This window comes from Methanolobus sp. ZRKC3 (assembly GCF_045291275.1).
Lineage (GTDB): Archaea > Halobacteriota > Methanosarcinia > Methanosarcinales > Methanosarcinaceae > Methanolobus.
The window spans coordinates 2,522,131-2,543,929 of sequence record NZ_CP146982.1 but is presented as its reverse complement, the minus strand read 5'-3'; the positions used below and the strand labels follow the sequence as shown (position 1 = coordinate 2,543,929).

At 43.5% G+C, this 21,799-nt stretch carries 19 protein-coding genes; 8 read left to right on the top strand and 11 right to left on the bottom strand.

All coding sequences use genetic code 11. The annotated features are described in order from the left end of the window. Positions 1-11 precede the first annotated feature (11 nt). Positions 12-1,286 (bottom strand): phosphopyruvate hydratase, encoded by a 1,275-nt coding sequence (gene eno / locus V7O66_RS12965; protein ID WP_406662669.1) that lies wholly within the window; start codon positions 1,284-1,286, stop codon positions 12-14. 149 nt (positions 1,287-1,435) lie between these two features. Between eno and V7O66_RS12960 the strand changes: the two genes are divergently transcribed. After that, positions 1,436-1,822 carry a transcriptional regulator gene (locus V7O66_RS12960; RefSeq protein ID WP_406660731.1) on the top strand — a complete coding sequence of 129 codons (387 nt, stop codon included), beginning with the start codon at positions 1,436-1,438 and terminating at the stop codon, positions 1,820-1,822. A gap of 4 nt (positions 1,823-1,826) precedes the next feature. Here the strand turns inward: V7O66_RS12960 and V7O66_RS12955 are convergent, their stop codons facing one another. The 5 genes from V7O66_RS12955 to nadC all read right to left on the bottom strand — a co-directional run bounded on the left by V7O66_RS12955 (position 1,827) and on the right by nadC (position 6,545). Continuing rightward, positions 1,827-2,273, bottom strand: coding sequence for a PPC domain-containing DNA-binding protein (locus tag V7O66_RS12955; RefSeq protein WP_406660730.1), 447 nt, complete (start codon positions 2,271-2,273; stop codon positions 1,827-1,829). A 12-nt stretch (positions 2,274-2,285) separates the two neighbouring features. Continuing rightward, entirely contained in the window at positions 2,286-2,972 is a 687-nt protein-coding gene (locus V7O66_RS12950; protein ID WP_406660729.1) for an ABC transporter ATP-binding protein, read from the bottom strand. A 178-nt stretch (positions 2,973-3,150) separates the two neighbouring features. Then, complete coding sequence (locus tag V7O66_RS12945) at positions 3,151-4,257, bottom strand: cell division protein FtsZ (protein WP_406660728.1); 1,107 nt, start codon at positions 4,255-4,257, stop codon at positions 3,151-3,153. A 79-nt stretch (positions 4,258-4,336) separates the two neighbouring features. Then, positions 4,337-5,563, bottom strand: a complete 1,227-nt coding sequence (locus V7O66_RS12940; RefSeq protein ID WP_406660727.1) for a hypothetical protein — start codon at positions 5,561-5,563, stop codon at positions 4,337-4,339. A 157-nt stretch (positions 5,564-5,720) separates the two neighbouring features. After that, positions 5,721-6,545, bottom strand: a complete 825-nt coding sequence (gene nadC / locus V7O66_RS12935; RefSeq protein WP_406660726.1) for a carboxylating nicotinate-nucleotide diphosphorylase — start codon at positions 6,543-6,545, stop codon at positions 5,721-5,723. A gap of 146 nt (positions 6,546-6,691) precedes the next feature. Between nadC and V7O66_RS12930 the strand changes: the two genes are divergently transcribed. The 3 genes from V7O66_RS12930 to V7O66_RS12920 all read left to right on the top strand — a co-directional run bounded on the left by V7O66_RS12930 (position 6,692) and on the right by V7O66_RS12920 (position 9,401). Further along, positions 6,692-7,507 carry an aspartate dehydrogenase gene (locus V7O66_RS12930; RefSeq protein WP_406660725.1) on the top strand — a complete coding sequence of 272 codons (816 nt, stop codon included), beginning with the start codon at positions 6,692-6,694 and terminating at the stop codon, positions 7,505-7,507. 104 nt (positions 7,508-7,611) lie between these two features. Continuing rightward, positions 7,612-8,532, top strand: a complete 921-nt coding sequence (gene nadA, locus V7O66_RS12925) for a quinolinate synthase NadA (protein ID WP_406660724.1) — start codon at positions 7,612-7,614, stop codon at positions 8,530-8,532. Between the two features lie 14 nt (positions 8,533-8,546). Further along, positions 8,547-9,401, top strand: coding sequence for a geranylgeranylglycerol-phosphate geranylgeranyltransferase (locus V7O66_RS12920; protein ID WP_406660723.1), 855 nt, complete (start codon positions 8,547-8,549; stop codon positions 9,399-9,401). Position 9,402: 1 nt separating this feature from the next. On the opposite strand, the gene V7O66_RS12915 is transcribed toward V7O66_RS12920, so the two are convergent. Next, a complete protein-coding gene (locus V7O66_RS12915) occupies positions 9,403-10,617 on the bottom strand; it encodes a methionine adenosyltransferase (protein WP_406660722.1) in 1,215 nt (404 codons plus the stop codon). A 70-nt stretch (positions 10,618-10,687) separates the two neighbouring features. Then, complete coding sequence (locus tag V7O66_RS12910; RefSeq protein WP_406660721.1) at positions 10,688-11,401, bottom strand: RNA ligase partner protein; 714 nt, start codon at positions 11,399-11,401, stop codon at positions 10,688-10,690. 213 nt (positions 11,402-11,614) lie between these two features. Here V7O66_RS12910 and V7O66_RS12905 point away from each other — a divergent pair, with 213 nt between their 5' ends. After that, positions 11,615-11,980: a response regulator gene (locus V7O66_RS12905; RefSeq protein WP_406660720.1), complete on the top strand. Its 366-nt coding sequence runs from the start codon at positions 11,615-11,617 to the stop codon at positions 11,978-11,980. A gap of 11 nt (positions 11,981-11,991) precedes the next feature. Continuing rightward, on the top strand, positions 11,992-15,336 hold the full coding sequence (locus tag V7O66_RS12900) for a response regulator (RefSeq protein ID WP_406660719.1): 3,345 nt from the start codon (positions 11,992-11,994) through the stop codon (positions 15,334-15,336). Positions 15,337-15,412: 76 nt separating this feature from the next. Here the strand turns inward: V7O66_RS12900 and V7O66_RS12895 are convergent, their stop codons facing one another. Next, entirely contained in the window at positions 15,413-17,650 is a 2,238-nt protein-coding gene (locus V7O66_RS12895; protein WP_406660718.1) for a CDC48 family AAA ATPase, read from the bottom strand. A gap of 158 nt (positions 17,651-17,808) precedes the next feature. Continuing rightward, entirely contained in the window at positions 17,809-18,507 is a 699-nt protein-coding gene (locus tag V7O66_RS12890) for a (5-formylfuran-3-yl)methyl phosphate synthase (RefSeq protein WP_406660717.1), read from the bottom strand. A gap of 45 nt (positions 18,508-18,552) precedes the next feature. Here V7O66_RS12890 and V7O66_RS12885 point away from each other — a divergent pair, with 45 nt between their 5' ends. Next, positions 18,553-19,260 (top strand): HisA/HisF-related TIM barrel protein, encoded by a 708-nt coding sequence (locus V7O66_RS12885; RefSeq protein ID WP_406660716.1) that lies wholly within the window; start codon positions 18,553-18,555, stop codon positions 19,258-19,260. Positions 19,261-19,277: 17 nt separating this feature from the next. Beyond that, complete coding sequence (locus V7O66_RS12880) at positions 19,278-19,511, top strand: hypothetical protein (RefSeq protein ID WP_406660715.1); 234 nt, start codon at positions 19,278-19,280, stop codon at positions 19,509-19,511. 25 nt (positions 19,512-19,536) lie between these two features. On the opposite strand, the gene V7O66_RS12875 is transcribed toward V7O66_RS12880, so the two are convergent. Beyond that, entirely contained in the window at positions 19,537-21,753 is a 2,217-nt protein-coding gene (locus V7O66_RS12875; protein WP_406660714.1) for a PAS domain S-box protein, read from the bottom strand. Between the last annotated feature and the right edge of the window lie 46 nt (positions 21,754-21,799).

The window sequence follows — 21,799 nt, the reverse complement described above, 5'->3', positions numbered from 1 at the left end:
TAAAAAAAGGTTTAAAGCTGCATGTAACGTGCAGCTTCACCAAGGTCCTCTTCAATTCTGAGGAGCTGGTTGTATTTTGCAGTTCTTTCGCTTCTTGCAGGTGCCCCTGTCTTAATGAGGTCTGCACCAATTGCAACTGATAGATCTGCGATGGTTGTGTCTTCAGTCTCTGCAGAGCGGTGACTGACAATAACGCTGTAACCGTTACGGTTTGCCATGTTTGCTGCATCAAGAGCTTCTGAGATAGAACCGATTTGGTTTACCTTGAGCAGAAGTGAATTAGCTGCACCCATTTCCACACCTTTTCCAAGACGTTCGACATTGGTAACGAATAGGTCATCTCCTACAATTATGGTACCCCATGCTTCGGATGTAAGAGTTGCAAAGTCCTCGAAGGATTCCTCATGGAAAGGATCCTCAATGGATAGGATAGGATATGTCTCGATAAGCTCGAGATAGTATTCGATAAGTTCTCCTGGCTTTAACATTTTACCATCGATGGAATATTCCTTTCCATCAAAGAACTCGGAAGCTGCACAGTCCAGACCAATTGCGATCTCGGATTCTGAGTAACCTGCTTCTTCAATAGCTGTCACAAGTACATCAAGTGCGTCAGTGGTCATTTCCATGGAAGGAGCATAGCCACCTTCGTAACCAACATTTGTAGCACCAGCACCGTATTTTGATTCAAGCACCTTACCAAGAGCATGGTACGTCTCAGCACCCATACGCAGTGCCTCGATGTAAGTATCAGCACCCCTTGGCTGTATCATGAATTCCTGGATAGAGAGATCATTACCTGCGTGTTGTCCACCGTTGAGTACATTCATTGTAGGGACAGGGAGTGTGTATGCATTGACTCCGCCAAGATACCTGTAAAGTGGAACGCTAAGGGAATCTGCAGCTGCTTTTGCCACTGCCATAGATACACCCAGAATAGAATTAGCACCCAGCTCCATCTTGTTGTCAGTGCCATCAAGGGCGAGCATCATACCATCGATCTCACGCTGGTTCCTGACATCCATTCCAATAAGTTCACTTTCGATAACCGTACTTACGTTATCAACTGCATCAAGAACGCCTTTTCCGCCATAGCGATCTTCATTGTCGCGCAGCTCAAGAGCCTCGTGTGAACCTGTTGAAGCACCGGATGGAACACTTGCTCTTCCGAAACCACATGAAGTGTATACATCCACCTCTACTGTCGGATTCCCTCTGGAATCCAATATCTCGCGTGCGTGAATTTTCGCTATTTTGTATTTGCTGTCATTGTTAATGTACAAGATATGACCCACCTGATAGATTATACACCTACTTCGCAATTACTGTATATATTAGTACCGTCTAGCATCGAGCAGGAAGATTATCAGGCAGGTAAAACTAATTAATTATATTCACGCAAATTATATAAACTTAAAAGTATTATAGTGTTTGAATGAAAACCTCTGGCACTAACTTATTGGAAGGAAAAGGGTACGAGATCATAGGTTTACTGCAAGGGCTTGATGTACCAAGAACCGAAGCTGTATGCATTGCATGTCTTGTTTGCGGAGATGAACTTACATCACAGAACATAGAGCAGGCATCAGGTTTACGTCAGCCGGAAGTCAGTATCGCGATGCGTCCCCTTAGAGAAAGGAACTGGATAGAAGAGCGCAACGAAAAGAAGAACAACGATAAGGGAAGACCATTAAAGTATTACAAACTTGTAGTACCTTTTGAAAATATCGTTGAGACTTTTGAAAATGATGCACTGAAAAAAGAAAAGGAAATATCTGAAGCACTTGCACAGTTAAAACAACTAAGTGCAAAGAGCAGATGACCCTTTACTGATTTTTACTGAAAGTGATGGGGGCAAATCCTTTATCCTTATCGAATGATCTTGTGGCACTGATGCCTTCGATCTCCATGATAAATACCTCTACAACCATGAAAACCTCACTTTCATTACGCAGACAACCCACTCTAGATTCATTGCCCCTTCCTGCCGCTGAATGAAGGTGTATCTTCGGAGTTCCATCTTCCAAAAATATATTGCCAACACCAATTACCTCATTCACATCCCTTACCCTTTCCCACATAGGATTTGGAGGGACAAAATTTTCCTTTGGACCAACAACGAGGTTGGCCTCTTTTATAGCTCCCAGCAACACGAACATTGCCGAGCGTATATTTTCCAGTTTAGCCAGATATTCCAGTTCATGAAGGATATCATCTCCATGATCCATACGAACTGTGAACACTCTGCCGATTGACCCTTTTGTATATTCCATGATCTCACCAGACTATTGATCTCCTGATATCTTACCATCGATTATCCGGATAATGCGGTCTGTCTTGTTTGCCATCTGCTCATCATGGGTCACAAGAATAAAAGTTTGCTGTCTGTCACGATTGAGTTTTCTAAGCAATTCGTAGATCATATCGCTTGATTTGGAATCGAGGTTCCCGGTGGGTTCATCCCCTATGATAATGCTCGGATTGTTTACAAGAGCCCGGGCAATTGCAACTCTCTGGGCCTGACCTCCAGATAGCTGATTTGGCTTGTGGTCCACACGGTCTGCCAGACCTACTTCCCCAAGTAAGTTTTCAGCTGCCCTCTTTGCATCCTTTTTACTCATACCACTTATCAGAAGTGGCATCATAACATTTTCAAGTGCTGAGAAATCAGGCATAAGATGATGGTATTGAAAGATAAAGCCCAGTATCTCATTTCTGGTCTTTGAACGTTCCTTCTCAGACATTTCAGTAACAACACGACCATCAATGGTGATAGTTCCCGAGCTAGGTGTATCCAGTATGCCGATCATATGCAACAGAGTACTTTTTCCAGACCCGGAAGGACCGATTATAGAAAGGAATTCACCTTTTTCAATATCAAGATCCACATCATCAAGTGCACGTACCTCTACACCATCCTCGTATATCTTGGAAAGGTTTCTTATCGCAATTATATTGGAGTCGCTGGTCATGATACGCACGCCCTGTTTTACATTAAATTTGAACTTACACTATTTCAATGTATTTGATTTTTTTAGAAATGAAATCAAATATGAGAAGTTGTAAAAATATTATGCCCAGGCTAAATATCAATAAAGAAAAAAAGATGAGGATCGTGCTGTGAATTCAGCACGAGAAAAACATTTTTGATCAATAAGAAGGGTCCATACCATCGATCTGTGAGAACGCACGGTCAACATCCTTTTGGGATTCCACACGCTCTTTCTTCTGGCGTTCATAATTGATAGCGTCAACTGCTATGGAATAAAGATTCTCAAGCTCTGATGCAGACTCAAGTGTAAGTACTACCAGAACCTGTGGAAGTTCACCTTTCCTCACAATTATTCCTTTGAAAACATGACCTACTGAACTCGAAAGTGCCTCCACCTCGGACGAGATATCATTAATACTCAGGTATTCCTTGTCACCCTTGATAATGATCATGGATCTGCTTGCCTCCTGATACACATCAGTGGAGAACAATAGACCTGAAGGTGAAAGAGCCTCACGTATTGCATTTTTAATAGGCACCTCAGACTCAGCCTCAAAGAAACCGATAGTTGCAAGTCCGGCTCCGCCGCTCATGACAGTCTTAAAGTCACCAAGGTCAGTGACCATCATCATTTCACTATCCAATGCCTCAAGCAGGAACAAAAGGCGCCTTGCTATCATGTCATTGATCCCGTTGTATGCGGATTCGACATTTCCACCCATCTGTTTCAGGAACTGGTTGTCAGCAAGAATAGTACCATCTGCACCGCTCTCGCGTATATCCCTGAGACAGAACGCGGCATTTTGCAGGTAAAGGGTACCTTCCTCCCTGAAAGGAAGAACCACAACAGCATAAACTGGAAAATCACCCTTTTCCTTAAGCTCTTTTATAAGCATCGGGCTAAATGAAGAACCTGTACCACCTGATGCCGAGGTTATCACAAAGCAGACATCAAAATCGCCTCTTTCCTGGATCTGCCTCATTATGTGGGTCTTATTATCTTCAAATACATGTTTACCCACGTTCCTGTTAGCCCCTACTCCGTGGAGATGAGGTATATGGATCCTGTCCTTTGCCTTGGTGAAACTCATTTCCCTGAGATCGTTAATGGCAGTATTGATGGCAATGGTCTGTACATTGCTTTTGTATTTCTGTTGTGAATAGAACTTGGCAAAGCGGCTCTTTTTACCAAATGCTTCCCTGTTTATCGCATCCAATATGCGATTTCCGCATTGCCCGGTTCCGATGATGAGTATGTTAAGCAAGAGATATCCTCCCATTAATAATATAATTTAAATTTGATAAAGATTGCCATTGGATTATTTAATGAATAGTTTAGTCCAGTCAGAATTTATATTGTTTGTGCCTGTGGAATAGCCAGCCGGATATAGCACCAATTATTAACAGAGGTATAAGATACACATATAATGGCTGTTCAAACAGATAATCGTATTTTCCCTCTACGACGTAGATCGTATTCGATACAAAATCAGAGCTTACCTTCTGCATCTGGGCATTTACCCCGTCATCGAACAGGTATGAATTTTCAGTAGATATCGTATAAGCACCCACATCCTGAGCCTTGAGTCTGAAATTCACCTCTTTTTCCTGCTGTACGCCAAATGAGTCGAGATATATTGTAGGAACACCTGAGATCACCTCAATAGAAGCATCACCATCAACGTATTCCAGACCGTCAGGGACAATTATCCCCACAGTAACAGCAGTTGCAGAAGAGTCACCTGTGTTCTTTATATTAACCGTGCCCTGAAGAACATCTTTCCGCTTTACAGTATAAACATCAATATCAGTCGTGAACTCAAGCATTGCAGCCTTTGACAGGTCACTGCCCTCAACAACGAGTATCGGGGAATTGGAAGAAGCCTGCGGGAAAGACTGACCTGCAGAATTGGAAAAACTGGCTGTTGTAGGATTCAGATTGTAACTGCCCGCTTCAGTTGCCTTCAGATTATAGAGGAAGATGGTCTTGGACTCACCTACATCAATGGTGCTCTTTCCAGGATGACCAAGGAAATCCTCATCCAATACGAACTTGGCCTGCTGAGGATCGGAAAAGATAACATCGACTGCCGCGTCATCCCCTGTGTTCTCAGCTGTAATGGTCACACGAACCGTTTCACCAACACCGATGGTATTTGCAGCCATTTCCTTTCTTATTTTGAGTACAGGAGTACCTGAATAGGTTGCATAGTCATGCCCACCATCTAAAACATCGTTCTCATAAAGGTCTGCAATGTTATAATTGGACATAACAACAGAGATCTTGGCTACGGGTAAAGTGCCAGATTTCACTGAAACAAGTGTTACCTTCACAGTGGCATCACCTATAAAATCAAAATCGTATGCATCACCTTCACTGAGCAGGAAATCCTCCTGTAATCTCCCTCTGTTGTAAACATAGAAAGATGCAGTTTCGGCTTCCACAAAAACATCGGTGACATCAATAACAAAATTGTTCATCTGATAGCCATCACCTTCGGTAATGGTACCATTGTAGATCTCAACCCTGGCGGATGCATTGCCAGACATGAGTACTAAAAAAAATACCATGCAAAATGCAATACCTAATAGTTTTTTGGACAAAAACATGTATTATCAGACTCTGAAGACTTTAAGATGTCGTTTTATTTTTGTTGCTACAATATGTGGAGTTTAATATAAACCTTATGATTATATGCAAACGAACTATTTATATGAGTATACTCACTTATTCCAAAAATTCAAGGCTCACATCGACCCAGGATGACTTATGTATGAGCGAACCCATTGATATCACATCTACCCCGGTTTTTGCATACTCTTCAAGGTTGTCCGAATCTATGCCACCTGACACCTCGACCAATATATGTTCAGGTATGGATGCACCCTTAAGAGATGAAACCGTTTCTATAATAGTGTCAGGACTCATATTGTCCAGCATTATTATATCAGCACCGCATTTTGCTGCCAGTAATGCATTTTCCACAGATTCTACTTCAACCTCGATCTTCTGAGTGAAGCTTGCCTTTTCCTTTGCAGACCTTATAGCAGCTTCCACGCCCATCATCTTTACGTGATTGTCCTTTATCATGATAGAATCGGAAAGATTGAACCTGTGGGAATCCCCTCCGCCTGCAACCACAGCCATCTTCTCATATTCACGTATACCCGGAGTTGTTTTTCTAGTGCATGCAACCCTGGCATTGGAATGTTTTCCGACCATATCCACGCATTTTCGGGTCAATGTAGCAATCCCACTCAGATGTCCGAGGAAATTGAGAACCAGACGCTCTGCCCGAAGAATAGAAACTGAGCTGCCCCGTAAATTGAAGATAACATCACCTTTACCTATTGCAGAGCCATCCTCATATTCTGTAGTAGCATTAATGCCAAGATAATCAAAAAATGATCTTGCAATGCCAATACCTGCAACAACGCAGTCAGCCTTTGCAAAAATAATGGCATCTGTTTCCCTGTCAGGAACAAGATGGCATGAAATATCATTATAACCAAGGTCTTCTTTCAAAAACCGTTCAATATCGCCTATAAACATCCTTTCACCTTGCTGAGACAGTACTTGGATTTCAAGAGATTTATATGCTTTTGAAGTATTAAGGAAAACCTACTTAATCAATAAATAAACAGTAGCTTCAAATATCAATGTTAAAGTAGCAATCGTACAATTCCCGGGAGTCTAAAATGCTAAAGATCGGAATAGTTGGCTGTGGAACCATAGGAACAAACATATGCAAGGCAGTGGATGACGGATTTATAGATGCCCAGATACATTCCATATACGACAGGCACGACGTACATATTACAAAACTGAAAGCGTCAGTTAAAAACATCCAGCCTGAAGTAATGGAACCCAGCGAGATGGCAAAACATGTTGACATTCTCGTGGAATGTGCTTCCCAGCGTGCAGTCTATGAGATAATTCCGGCAGCTCTCCAGGAAAAGTGTGATGTCATGATACTTAGTGTGGGCGCATTTGCGGACGAGGAACTGCACAATAATATAAGGAAGATCGCAAAGGAAAACGATTGCAAAGTATACCTCCCATCCGGAGCCATTGTCGGACTCGATGGTCTCAAATCTGCGTCTGTCGAAGAGATATATTCAGTAACCCTCACAACGCAGAAACCACCTGCAGGATTTACAGGTGCACCTTATGTTCTAGAGAACAATATTGATCTTGAAAACATAGGTCATAAGACCGTTCTTTATGAAGGAACTGCAAACGAGGCTGTGAAATTGTTCCCTGCAAATGTCAATGTTGCAGCAACCCTCAGCATTGCAGGAATAGGTTTCGATAAAACTAAGGTAAGGATAGTAGCGAACCCGGACCTTACTCGCAATGTACATGAGATAAACGTAAAGGGAGCTTTTGGAGAATTCACAACCAAGGTTGAGAATATACCATCCCCTTCAAATCCAAGGAGTAGTTTCCTTGCGCCACTATCGGCGATAGCTACCCTGAAAAAGATAGCAGATCCATTCCAGGTAGGAACCTGAAACTGTTTTTTAAAAAATATATCATTATGGAAAATGTTTAATTACATTTCCACGATCGATCCCACGCAACTATAAAGTACTTAATAATTAGTAATAGTGATTCTATGGATGACATGCAAATCATTATCGATAAGATCAATGATCTGAAAAAAAAGCGTAATGCTGTGATTCTCGCACATAATTACGAAAGGGGCGAGATACAGGACATTGCTGATTTTACAGGGGACTCCCTGGGACTCAGCCAGCAGGCAATTGAACAGGAAGCAGACGTGATCGTATTCTGTGGCGTACACTTCATGGCAGAAAGTGCAGCCATACTCAGCCCTGAAAAAACCGTATTATTGCCGGAAATATATGCAGGCTGCCCCATGGCATCCATGGTTACTGCGGACGCACTACGCACGGAGAAGAAAAAGTATCCTAATGCTGCCGTAGTCTGTTACGTGAACTCAACTGCCGAAGTGAAAGCAGAGAGTGACATCTGCTGTACTTCAGCAAATGCAGTGGAAGTTGTAAATTCACTTGAAGAACAGGAGATACTCTTTGTACCAGACAAGAACCTGGCAGACTATGTGTCCCGTTTCACTACAAAAACAATAATCCCCTGGGAAGGTTACTGCCCCACACATAACCAGATATTGCCAGAAGATATCATCAAGGCAAAGAAAGAACATCCAAATGCAGAAGTACTTGCACACCCCGAATGTCGCAGGGAAGTTCTGGACATCTCGGACAAGGTATTCAGTACAACCGGGATGATCAGCTACGCCAGGGAATCTGACAGCACAGAATTCATCATTGCCACTGAAAATGGAATGATGCACAGACTCAGGAAAGAAAATCCTGACAAGAGCTTTTACATGGCATCGGAATTTGCAGTCTGTCCTGAAATGAAGGCAATTAACCTTCAGACATTACTTCAATCCCTGGAATTTATGCAGTATAAGATAACTGTTCCCGATGATATACAGGTAAAAGCCAGGCATTCACTTGAAAGGATGCTGAAAGTCAAACGCAGCAGATAATTTAGTGAGTAGGCATGAATCCATATCTTAAACTTATGCGCTCGGGCAATTGTGCCATGGCAGGTATTGCCGCTACGATCGGTGTATTCATAGCATATAACATACTGGCATCCAACAACCCGGATCAATTCACATCACTTCCATTTATAGAATCATTACTGGTTTTTCTTGTAGTATTCCTTGTGACCGGGGCAGGCAATGCCATTAATGATTATTTCGATGTTGATATCGACAGGATCAATAAACCTGAAAGACCCATTCCTTCAGGAAAAATAGGATTGTCGACAGCACTCTATTTCTCGCTGGCATTGTTTGCCATGGGAACTCTGCTGGCAGCAACGATAAATTTTGCCTGCGTCGCCATTGCATTTATCAATTCACTGTTGCTCATCTACTACGCCAGTACACTGAAACGCACTGCGCTTTTTGGCAACATTGCAGTGGGATATCTCACAGGTTCAACCTTCCTCTTCGGAGGAGCAGTGTTCTTTGATAACGGCGGGATAAATGGGGTTTTTGTACTGATCCTGCTTGCAACGCTGGCAACTACCGCACGTGAGATAGTAAAAGACATAGAAGATATCGAAGGCGACAAAATAGATGGTGCTCGCACTCTCCCCATACTAATAGGGGCACAAAAAGCTGCTTATCTGGCATCCATGATAGGAATTGTAGCGGTACTTGTAAGCCCATTGCCATATCTTCAATCGCTGATGAGCATCAGGTATCTGTTCATCGTGGCGATAGCAGACATACTCGTCGCCGTTGCTGTGTATGAGATACTCGGCAAGAATGATCCTGCAAGATCATCAAAGATGTTCAAGCTCGCAATGCTATTCGCACTGATTTCATTCATAGCAGGCGCATGATTCAACAGATTGGGAACATGCCCCTTGCAAGTTGCATACAGAATTCCTGTATGTCCTCAAGTTCAGATTCCATTACTTCTATAACCTCATTCTCCACTGAACTTATCGACCCTTTTTCCATTACAACCTGAGCTGCAGCCACCTTCGGGTCATCTATTGGAGCACCTATGTCGCTTAAAAGCCAGACATATGCCTCTGCAACATCGGGAACACTGCTGTATATCTTTTCTGCGATTCTGTGGGAGAGCACGTTATATATCTTCCCCACATGGCTCACCGGATTCTTACCTGCTGCAGCTTCACTGCTTACGGGACGGTTGAGAGGAATGATACCATTCACACGATTACCACGTCCCACCTGACCACAGTCTGCATCTTCAGCTGAACTACCTGTCACGCTGGTATAGACACCGTCAAGGCCACGTCCCGGGATATCAAGAGTATTAAGCGAGACAGAAGGAACTATGTTGTTATACTTTTCTCCCACATAATCCAGAAGGTAAATATCCATTGCATCCAGAAGTTCTTCCTTCATCAGGAAATACTGGTCTTCACCCCCCACAAACCGATCAACCAGAGGCATGGCAACTGTCAGATCCAGTCCATTGCCCCTCCTTACACCCATAACCTTAATGTCCTCTCCTGATTCGGGAAACATAGTCTTGAAATCAGAGGAATTGAGATAATTCTCAGTATCAAGAACCGCTTTTTCAGTAAACGATAGAGGCGCATAACCAACCGCTGCAGAGGTATCGTTGGAGCCCAGTACCCCTTCCTTCCTCTTGAATATATCCGTAAGTTCTGCCGAGCCATGCTTCAGCTCGATCTGATAATCCACGAATTCAGGTTCAACGAAACGCATGTTCTCATCGAACCAGTTACTTGCAGTGTCCATGGCAATGTTATTGACATCCACCTCCACACCTTCAGCCTCAAAGGTTGCACGATCACCTATGACAAGTAACATAGGATCAATGACATTGCCACCACCAAATGCCCCCCTGGTCTGTCCGGCTACAAGCAGGGACTTGTCAACATTATGATGCAGGATGCCCCCAAACTTTTCCAGATACTCTGCACAAAGGGCTACAGAGATACGGTCCATGATGGTATCGCATATACTGTCAGGATGACCCAAACCCTTTCTTTCCACAATCTCAAGGTGTTGTCTGCCAGCACCTGACCACCTGAATTCTTCTACTGTTATGTTTCGCATACTCTACCCCCGCAAAGCACTCCTAAATAGATACTATACCGGACCCCGCCGGCAATGAAGATGAACAGATCTACTTTAATTCATTGTCTTTTTCAGATGATATATTGACCTTGTCTGAATGTTTCAGATATTCCTTCAATATCATAGGAAATGTACTTGCAGGAACGAATCTTACTCCCAATTCCTCAGCCCATTTCTGAATACCGAAATCACCTGCCACCACGGCTGCATCCAGTTCCTTTGCAAGGATGAGCACGTCGATGTCCGGCGCACTATCAAGGATGCCGTAGCGTAGTGCTGCACGATACTTATTCCTGAACTTGCCTATATGCCCCCCGATAACACGTCTTTCAATGTCTGCATCGATATCCTTTTTGACCTCAGCCTTGGTGGTGGTGAGCAGACATTCGGTTGATGCGTTCCAGATAGTCTCCTCGGCTATGACCATACCCTTGTTGATGCGCTCACGCATATGGGAGACATACTCATGGAAAACCTTGGAAGGTATCTGCACGTTGTACCTGTCAGGAGCTTTTTTCACAAGCCAGGTATCTATCTTGGCGATGACCTCTGAATCACATTTGTTGTTCTTTGCAAATTCATGCAATTCATCATAGACCGAAGGAAACGGGACATAGCAGCTGATCCCAAGCTTAAGCCTCACTGAAGCCACAAGCTCCAGAAGCTCCTTCATGCCATCACATATGCCGTCAGCCCCAACGGTCCCCCTCATCTGCAGATCAGTCAATGCAGTGGTATCAAGAACAAAGCGCTGTTTTAGCATGTGAACCCCCAATTTAGACAATATATAATAATGGGGGTGTTTGAGTTAAAGTATTTTTGGGTAGTTTTCCCTGAATTAGGTGGTAGTCACGTCACATAATTAGCAAAATATCATCTGGGTTTGTTTCAGTATTTTACCACGTCAACGAAAAATATATAACCCTTACTATATAATGTCACTTTATAAAAATAACTTATACTTAAAGGGATGGATATGACCAAAATACTTGTTGTGGAAGATAACCCCATGAATATGGAGCTTGTTAACTACCTACTTACGACCAACGGAGTGGATGTTACACAGGCTTTCAATGGGCAGGATGCGCTGGAAAGGGTACAGAACACAAATTTAGACCTGATACTAATGGACATACAGTTACCCGGAATAGATGGGCTGGAAGTCCTCAAGATGATCAGGGAAGACCTGAAACAAACAGAAGTGCCTGTTGTAGCACTGACAGCACATGCCATGAAAGGAGATGAAAAACACTTCATAGAGGCAGGCTGCATCGGCTATATCTCCAAGCCAATAGATGTGTCAACATTCATGGATGAAGTGAATTATTTTCTTGCTAAATGAAGGTGGAAGAAATGAAAATACGCAGTAAAACACTGTTAATGCTTGGAATTGCCTTCATAATCCTCTTCGTATCCCTAATAGGCGCCACCGAACAGATCATGGGAAACAGCTATGATAAACTGGAAAAACAGGAGATTTCGGATAATATCCAGAGGGCAAATACTGCACTAAATACAGAGATACTTTTCCTGGAAGCCGTTGACTCTGACTGGGCGCCATGGGATGACACATATTATTTCATGCTGGGAGAATATGATGGATACATTGATTCCAACCTGGATGCTGAAACCCTGGTAAATATGGGAGCAAATATGGTGTTGTACTATGATGCTTCCAACCAACTATACTATAGTATGGGGGCGGACTTTGACAGCTACGAGGAAATGGAAATATCACCCACATTAACTGATCATATAGCTTCTAAAGAAGCATTATTCTCCCACCCCGATGGATACAGCACTTTATCAGGCATTATCGATTCCCCGGAAGGAACTTTGCTTATTGCATCCTGCCCCATCACCCGGAACTCAAGGGAAAAACCAATAGCAGGTACTTTAATTATGGCCAGATACCTGGATCAGGCTCTCATTGAAGAGCTAGAAGAAAAGACCCTCCTTGATCTCGATATAAAGAAGATAGAGCAAAGTGATGCTGTACCACAAAAAGACTCATCCGTCATGCTCGCCTCAGGAACTGGAGAGATATCTATCGACTACCTAAGCGATAGTTCAGTATTAGGAACTACTGTGCTCAAAGATATCAATGGAGAACCTATACTGACCCTTAGTGCGGAAATACCCCGATCCATACACCAACAGGGAGAGGAGACAAAACAATATCTGTTCATTGTATTTCTATTACTGGGATTTGTCTATGGATTGATAGTCACTTTATCACTGGAAAGATCGGTGCTGAAACCTTTGTCCCTATTAAACGTGAAACTTGCATATATCACTGAGAGCGGATCCCTTTCTTCTCGCCTGCAAATGAAAGGTGATGATGAACTGCACGGACTCGCGAACAACATCAACTATATGCTGGGATCCCTGGAAGAAAAAGGAACTATCATTAAAACACTGGACATACTGGAATCGAGTCTTAACTCCATGGATACAGGAATAATGATCGTTGACATGAATTCCAGAGTTATCATGAACTCAAAATTCATCGATATGTGGGATCTGAACACTGATATGTTGGAGCAGAACGATGTCACAAGGATCCTGGAGTATATTGCCTCAAGCTCAAGGAATGATAATGGAAACACAGAGACCATAGAATATTTACAAAATAATTCAAGCGTTGATAAGATCCATCTGAACCTCAAAAATGGATTGACCTACGAATGGCATGTAGGACCACTGTTACACAATCAGAGTAGCATAGGAGCAGTATATTGTGCCAATAACATAACTGACAGAGTCAGAGTCCAACAGATGGAACAGGAACACAAGGAAAGAATTGATGCCATCCTTAAAAATATCATTAGCGGAGTTCTCGTAATTGATAAACAGACCCATGAGATCGTTGATTCAAACCCCGTTGCCGAGTCTATGATAGGACTTCCTAAAGAAAAGATAATCGGAAATCAGTGCCATCAATTTGTATATACTGCGGAAAAAGGAAACTGCCCCATCACTGACAAAGGATTGGTAGTGGATAAATCAGAACGTGTGTTGATAAATGGAGCTGGCAAAAAGATACCGATCCTGAAATCAGCAGTATCAGCCAATCTTTCTGGAAAAGAGTACCTCATAGAGAGTTTTGTTGATATGACGAAGATTAAGGAAGCCGAGCAGGGCCTGATAGAAGCAAAAGTTGCTGCCGAGTCTTCAAACCGTGCCAAGAGTGATTTTCTTGCAACCATGAGTCATGAACTGCGTACACCACTCAATTCCATCATCGGATTCTCTGACCTGATCATAGGAGGCAGTGTGGGAGATATCAGCGACATGCAGAAAAAGTTCCTTGGGAACATATCTACCAGTGGAAATCACCTGCTTTCTTTGATCAACAACGTATTGGACATTTCCAAAATTGAAGCAGGCAAGATGGTACTGGACTACGAAGTATTCAAAGTAGAGGAAACAATAACTGAAGTCAGTCAACTGATAGCACCTCTTGCAGATCAGAAAAAACACAATGTGAAATTTCACAGAGATCAGAAACTTAAGTATATCCATGCAGACAAGATCAGGTTCAAACAGATACTCTTCAATCTTGTGAGCAATGCCATCAAGTTCACCCCAGATGGTGGGATGATAGACATCTCTGCAAATATGCTTGGGAATAAGGCATGCTTCACGGTAAAAGATAATGGCATAGGAATAGATGAGGAGAATCAGAGCAAGTTGTTCCAGCCCTTCACACAGATCGACTCTGCCACAAACCGCCACTATGAAGGAACAGGACTTGGCCTTTCCCTCGTGAAAAGATTCTTAGAATTGCATAAAGGAAACATCTGGTTCGAAAGTGCTCCTGGAAAAGGTACAACTTTTACTTTTGAACTGCCTCTGGAGAAAAATATCAATCCGGATGATGCAGAAGAGATGGAAATGGAACCGATTAACGATAATAATGAATCGGTTCAGACTATCCCTCATATAATAGAACCTGAAAATTCCACGGGCAATGAACCACTAATACTTGTAGTGGAGGACGATGATGATTCCAGAGAACTGCTGGAATTCACTCTGGCATATGAAGGATACCGTGTGGCATCAGTTGCCAGTGGAAAAGAAGCACTTGAGCTTGCAAACAGTATGAAACCCTTTGCCATAACCCTGGACATAATGATGCCTAAGATGGATGGATGGGAAGTATTGAAGCACCTGAGAGATGAAGAAAGAACTCATGATATCCCAGTCATCATCACGTCGATGACCGATGACAAAGAGATGGGAATAGTGTGGGGAGCGGTGGATTATTTCACCAAGCCCGTTGAAAAGAAGATAATGCTAGCAACACTGGACAAATTGAAGGAGAATGATCCAAAGAGCCCTCTCAAGGTACTGGTGGTGGACGATGAGAAAGATGCTGTCGATCTGATCACAGAAATGTTGGAAGGAGAGGATTTTGAGGTACTTCCAGCTTATGGCGGCCAGGATGCCATCGATTTTGCCCTGAAAGAAAATCCAGACGTGATAGTTCTTGACCTCACGATGCCAGAGGTAACTGGCTTTGATGTTATACAGGCCCTCAAGAATAGAAAGGAGACCATTGATATACCCATTATAATCTGTACCTCCATGGGTATTGAAAATTATGAAGCTCAGGACACTGTTTCAGGAGTATTGCAGAAAGGAATGTTCAGCAAAGAAAACCTTATTGAAAGTATCAGGAACTCAAATAGGTAAGAGAATAGATTATTCAGACTGCATAGAAAGAAGAAGACAGGACCGGCAGTCATTATTGACTTCCGGTTCAGAATAATTACTGATAAGCCCTCTCATCCGTATCCGGAACACGCTCATCCTCATTGACCGCGTAACGTGCGAAAGCCTCAGCCGCCTGCTCGTAAAAACTCATGGCAGTACGGGATGTGGTTGGCTTTACCCTTTTTATTGCCTTATGGAACTGCTCCATTGTAACCTTGATATCAACGGCTTTTTTCATGACTTCCTGTCTGTCGATGCCCGGAGTCACTATCTCACGCAGAGCCAGCATTGTAGCTTCACGGCAAATTGACCCGATATCAGCACCCACATAGCCTTCGGTCATCTCGGCGAGCTCCTGTACATCTATATCATCAGCCAGGGGCTTATCCTTGAGATGGATGTTGAATATCAGCACTCTGCTTTCCTTGTCCGGTGGTCGCACATAGATCAGCCTGTCAAAACGTCCCGGCCGCAGCAGAGCAGGATCAACGATATCAGGGCGGTTGGTAGCTGCTATTATCACAACGTCCTTAAGCTCCTCCACACCGTCAATTTCCGTAAGTATCTGGCTTACCACACGCTCGGTGGTATGAGCATCCACACTGGAACCACGCTCAGATGCCATGGAATCAATCTCATCGAAAAAGATAACCGTAGGTGCAGCCTGTTTGGCCTTACGGAATGTCTCACGTACCGCCCTCTCAGATTCTCCCACGTAACGGCTAAAGAGCTCAGGTCCCTTGATGCTGATGAAATTCGCAGCGCTCTCCGTTGCCACAGCCTTTACGAGCATGGTCTTTCCAGTACCAGGCGGGCCAAAAAGCATGATGCCCCGTGGAGGTTTCGTAGCCACAGCCTCAAAGAGTTCCGGATATTTGAGAGGCCACTCCACGGCTTCAATGAGTTCCTGTTTTGCCTTTCCAAGACCACCTATCTCATCCCATTTCACCCGGGGCACTTCCACGAATACCTCACGCATTGCCGATGGTTCTATATTCTTCAGGGCATCATCGAAATCCCTGCGTGTGACTTCCAGCTTTTCCATGAACTCCGCAGGTATCTCATCCTCAACATCATCCATATGCAATTCAGGAAGCATGCGCCTCAAAGCGTGCATGGCGGCTTCCTTGCACAAGGATGACAGGTCAGCACCCACAAAACCATGAGTCACATCAGCTATTTCCTGCAGGTCAAGACCTTCTTCAAGAGGCATGCCCCTTGTATGAACATAAAGTATCTGCAGCCTGCCACCACAATCCGGGATACCTACCTCTATCTCCCTGTCAAAGCGCCCCCCACGACGCAGCGCCTCGTCAATGGAATTTGGACGATTGGTAGCAGCTATCACAACAACCCTTCCCCTTGAGGCAAGGCCATCCATCAGGGACAACAACTGGGCAACTATCCTGCGCTCCATCTCACCCACCACCTCATCACGCTTGGGAGCTATGGAATCTACCTCATCAATAAAAATGATCGAAGGAGAGTCCTTCTCCGCTTCCTCGAATATCTCACGTAACTTCTGCTCGCTCTCCCCATAATATTTGGAAACGATCTCCGGACCACTCACCGAAATAAAATTGGCATCACTCTCACTTGCAACTGCCCTTGCTATCATGGTCTTGCCTGTTCCGGGTGGGCCGTAGAGCAAAACACCCTTAGGAGGGTCAACAGCCAGTTTCTGGAAGAGTTCCGGATGCTTCAGAGGTAGTTCGATCATCTCCCTTACAAGCCCTAACTCTCGCTTGAGGCCACCTATGTCCTCATATGTGATCTGCCCTGTAACCTCATCCTGAACAACGGCATTCTCACGTAACTGAATTTGCGTATTCCGTGTAACAATAACGGGGCCTTGTGGCTTGGTAGACAATACTGCAAAAGATATAGGATTATTTACGGTCTCCACACGGACATTCTGACCCTTGGCGATGGGACGGCCTTCCAGTATCCGCAGGATGAAACGTGAACCACCTACAAGAGTGGTTTCTCTTGTGGGGGCAAGGACTATCCGTTCAGCCTCCTGCACCGAAACCTTCCTCACAACTACCTTATCATCAATGCTCACTTTTGCATTATTTCTAAGATTTCCGTCGATCCTGATGACCTCTTTTCCCGAGTCATCAAGAAAACCCGGCCATACAATGGCATAACAGACATCCTTAGCCTTTATCTCAACGATGTCACCACTGATCACAGCAATCTTTTCCATCAGGTCCTTGTCAAGCCTGGCTATACCCCTGCCCGCATCACGAGGATATGCCTGGCCAACACTAACGCTAATCTCCTCTGTCAACTCTCATCACCGCAGAACGATATTATATTCAGTATCAGTATCTACGTCTGCAATTAATAAGTATTCAATGGTGACTGGAAAAGCACAGCTACGGCTAATCATCTGGAAGATACGAAGCAATTTATCGATGAAAAAAGAAAAAAAAGAATCAAATGGGATTACATCTCATTCTTCAATTTATCAACAAGCTCTGCCTTTATGCAGGAATTACGGTCTCCGCCACACACCATTCCACGAACACCTATGATGTCAGGCTGGATGCGCTTGAGTACAGGAAGATCTTCGAACTTGAGAGTTCCGGCAAGTGCGGACTCAAGACCTACTTCACGAATTGCACCCGTAAAGCGAGTAAGCTCTTCTTCATCCATGAACTCAAAGGTTGAGCGGCCGTCCTTGATACCTGTGTCTACCATTACCACATCAACACCTGCTTTTGCGCCAATGGCAGGAAGCAGATGAGGATTAATGGAATTGATGCGCTCATAATCGGAATAGCCAGATGCAACTACCTTAAGATCAGGATTGTAATCCTTCACAGATCTTGTGATATTGGTAAGCATTTCCAGAGCCTGTTCCTCGGTCTGTACATCATACAGGCCAACCTTGATATAATCTGCACCTGCAACCGCAGCACCAAGAGCTGCAAGGGATGCAGTACCTGGCTTGAAATTAAAATCGCCAATGGTTGCACTGATAGGCTTTTCGGAGTTAATGGATTCCTTCACTGATCTTATGACCCATGGGAAGTTTGCACCAAGTGAACCTTCTTTAGGATTCTTAACATCAACAATGTCAGCACCGCCTTCATGCGCTGCGATAGCCTCTTCCGGATTGATAGGACTGATGAGTAATTTCATGATACTAACCTCTTTTTTATAGCATGACAGATGTATCAATTATATATGTTTCGTATCATCTTCGTTCTTGACATTTTCAACAGGACAGTTGTTCATGCACAGGGAGGGGACCGAAGTGAGTATAAACCAGTCCATTTCACCAGTCGCATTTGTAACAGTTCCGATGCTAATGACATAGTCGAAACCATAAGACCAAAAGAGGTTTACATTGCAGACCTCAATATCCTTGAGAACATCGGTAAGCGTGAGAAGAACTTTGAGGTCATATCAGCAGTAGCAAATAAAGCAAATACCATGCTTGATCCGGGAATCGTGGAGCCTGCAAATGCTGATGACGTTCTGGAGATCGTCCAGACTGTGATACTTGGTACTGAAACCGCATCCATGGACACGATAAGGGAAGTTGCAAGCGCGTATCCGGGAAGAGTTACCGTCAGTATTGACAAGAAACACGGTAGGATACTCACAAAGGACCCGACAATGCCAGATGACCCCATTGAGATCGTGACTATGCTAAACGACCTTAAATTAAAGGACATAATCATCCTGGACCTTGACAGAGTTGGCACAGCCAGTGGTGTGGATTCACAATTCTTAAGTAAAATCGTTTCTATTTCAGAACACAATGTACTCCTTGGCGGCGGTGTCCGCAATGTTGAAGACATTGAGACATTGGAGAAGATAGGCATCAAAGGTGCTCTTGTGGCAACTGCATTACACAATGCATCCATACCTTTGGAGCTTGTACAATAATATTTATTGGTGATACCATGGCAGATAATGATGATAAAATAGAAGTTGGAGAAGGCTACGGCGAGATCAAGATGGGAGCAGGCTGGTTCCTGACAATTAGTCTTGCATCAAGCGAAAGATACGAAAATGAGTATGTAGAGATCGCAAAAGAGAGAAGCGGACAGAAAAAGGGACGTTTCAACATCAATCCTAAATATGTTCGTGCCCTTGGGGAAGCTCTTGTCAAATTTGCCGACGAGAACGGACTCTAATCTTTTTTTATAACAGGAATTGGCATCAGCATTTTTTCAGTGACAACCAGAATACACTTCCCCTGCCTTCCGGGTTGTCCTCTACCCCATAATCGCCACCATGTAAGTCCATGATGCGTTTAACTATGGCAAGGCCAAGGCCTGTACCCTTTACACCTTTTTTGTCAACCCGTTTAAAGCGCTCGAATATCAAAACCTTATTTTTATCGGATACACCCTCACCGCGATCTGTTACCTTTACGTTCCAGAAACCACCCGCATCGAGAAAATCGATATCTATCTTTTCGTTTTCAGGACTGTATTTGATAGCATTGGAAAGAATGTTAAAGAAAGCCTCGCTAACAAGAGTATTCACACATGAAGCACATGGACCTTTTGAAGAGACTGTGATATCTAGCCCCTTACCCTTGATAAGAGGGGTAAGATCACCCACAACATCCTTAAAAATATCCACCAGATCTGCTTTGTGGAAATCTATTTCGTCAATGGATTTAAGTTTCTCATATTTAGAAGCGCTTTCAATAAGCTCGATCAACCTGTTATTATTTGACTCTAGCATGTTCAGAATATGGAGTTTCCTTTCATCATCCTCCATCTCTTCTAGGATCTCAGCATAGCCTTTTACAAGGCCTGCAGGACTTAGGAGGTCATGGTGGATTATGTCAGAGAAAAGATCCTTTAATCTGTTAGCTTTCTCAAGTTCTAATGCATACTTCTGAAGTTCCCTCTCAGCTTCCTTCATGCTCGTTATGTCGAGCATTGTGAAGGTTATACCTCTTGAAAAGAACTCAGGATGAATTGGGCTGGAGCTAAGGAAAATATCAAGGGTCCTGCCGTCCTTGGTAACTACCTGGATATCCATTTCCCCAATACCGGATTCTCTCATCTGGGAATAATATACATCGCCTATGTAGTCAAATACCTCATCACTCGGATATATCATTCTTATGCTCTGCCCCAGGAGCTCTTCCTTCGAATAACCCAGCATTTCGCAGAGCCTGTCGTTAACCTCTTCAAAAACACGGCCTCCAGACACCACACCCATCCCCACAGGTGCAGCCTTGAGTACGCTTTCCAGACGTGCCTTGTTTTCCCGAAGTTCCATTTCTGTGGCCTTCATCTCATTTATGGGGAAGACCACCTGCATAACAGATGACACATTACCCTCATCATCACGCAAAGGAGTGGATATTATGTGAGACCATATGAGATTACCGTTGACATCAAAACCGCTTTGATCTGTGACTGCTTTATTCTTGCTGGTTCCCAGGATCTGTTGTACCGCATCTTTGTCACATATGGCTGATTTCTTGTTGTTGATTTTATAGCATAATTCACCTTCAACATCGCCGAATACCTTCTTCAGGTGATCATTTGCCCACAATGTGCGATATTCCGAAGATATTATGCAAAGGCCTATCTCAAGATTGGAAGTTATATCGTTGAGATATTCACGTTCCTTTGCAAGAGAACTTTCAGCCTTTACCCTATCCGTAACATTAATGATCATCCCATCATAGTGGGAAGGAAGGCCATCAGCATCCAGCTTAAGCACAGATATCTCATCCACCCATACAGGATTACATTCCTTGTTCAAGATACGGAATTCGTTGTAATGATATCTGTAGTTGCTCGCCTCCAGATTTTTAGTATGTTCTTTTATCCTTTCGACATCATCTGGATGCATAATATCCCTGAATTGAAGAGAACCTGAAATGAAATCCTCTTTTTTATAACCCAGTTGAGAGATGTTGTCTGAAACAAACTCAACTGGCCATCCCTCTTTAGCAGACCATCTGAAAAAGATAACAGGGATATCTGCATAGATGGAATTCATTTCCCTGGCATGCTGGAGTTCATCAAGAAGACTCTCCTCCCGCCTATGACCCTCACTCACCTCTTCCACATAAACTATCATGCCATCATAGCTACCATTGTCAGCAATAAGGGGTAGAAGAGTAATTGTTTGATAGCTGAGTTCGCCCACAGGATTTATGATGGGCATCTCTTTGCGATGGGTTTTTTTGAGAGAAGATTTTGTATTCAGAAATAATTGCTTGAAATTCCCCTCACCTTCAAGAGTTTGATCAGGTATATCCTTTAACAGGTTCGTCCCTATTACATCGCTTGCCTTCAAGCCTGAAATGGATTCCATTGCGCTATTGAACTGAATGAAATTGTCGTTTTTATCGACAACAAATATTCCAAAGGGAGCATTCTCTGTTATCGTTGAATTCAGCATTTTTATTGACCCCTGCCCCAAAACAACTACCCATCCCCACAGGAAG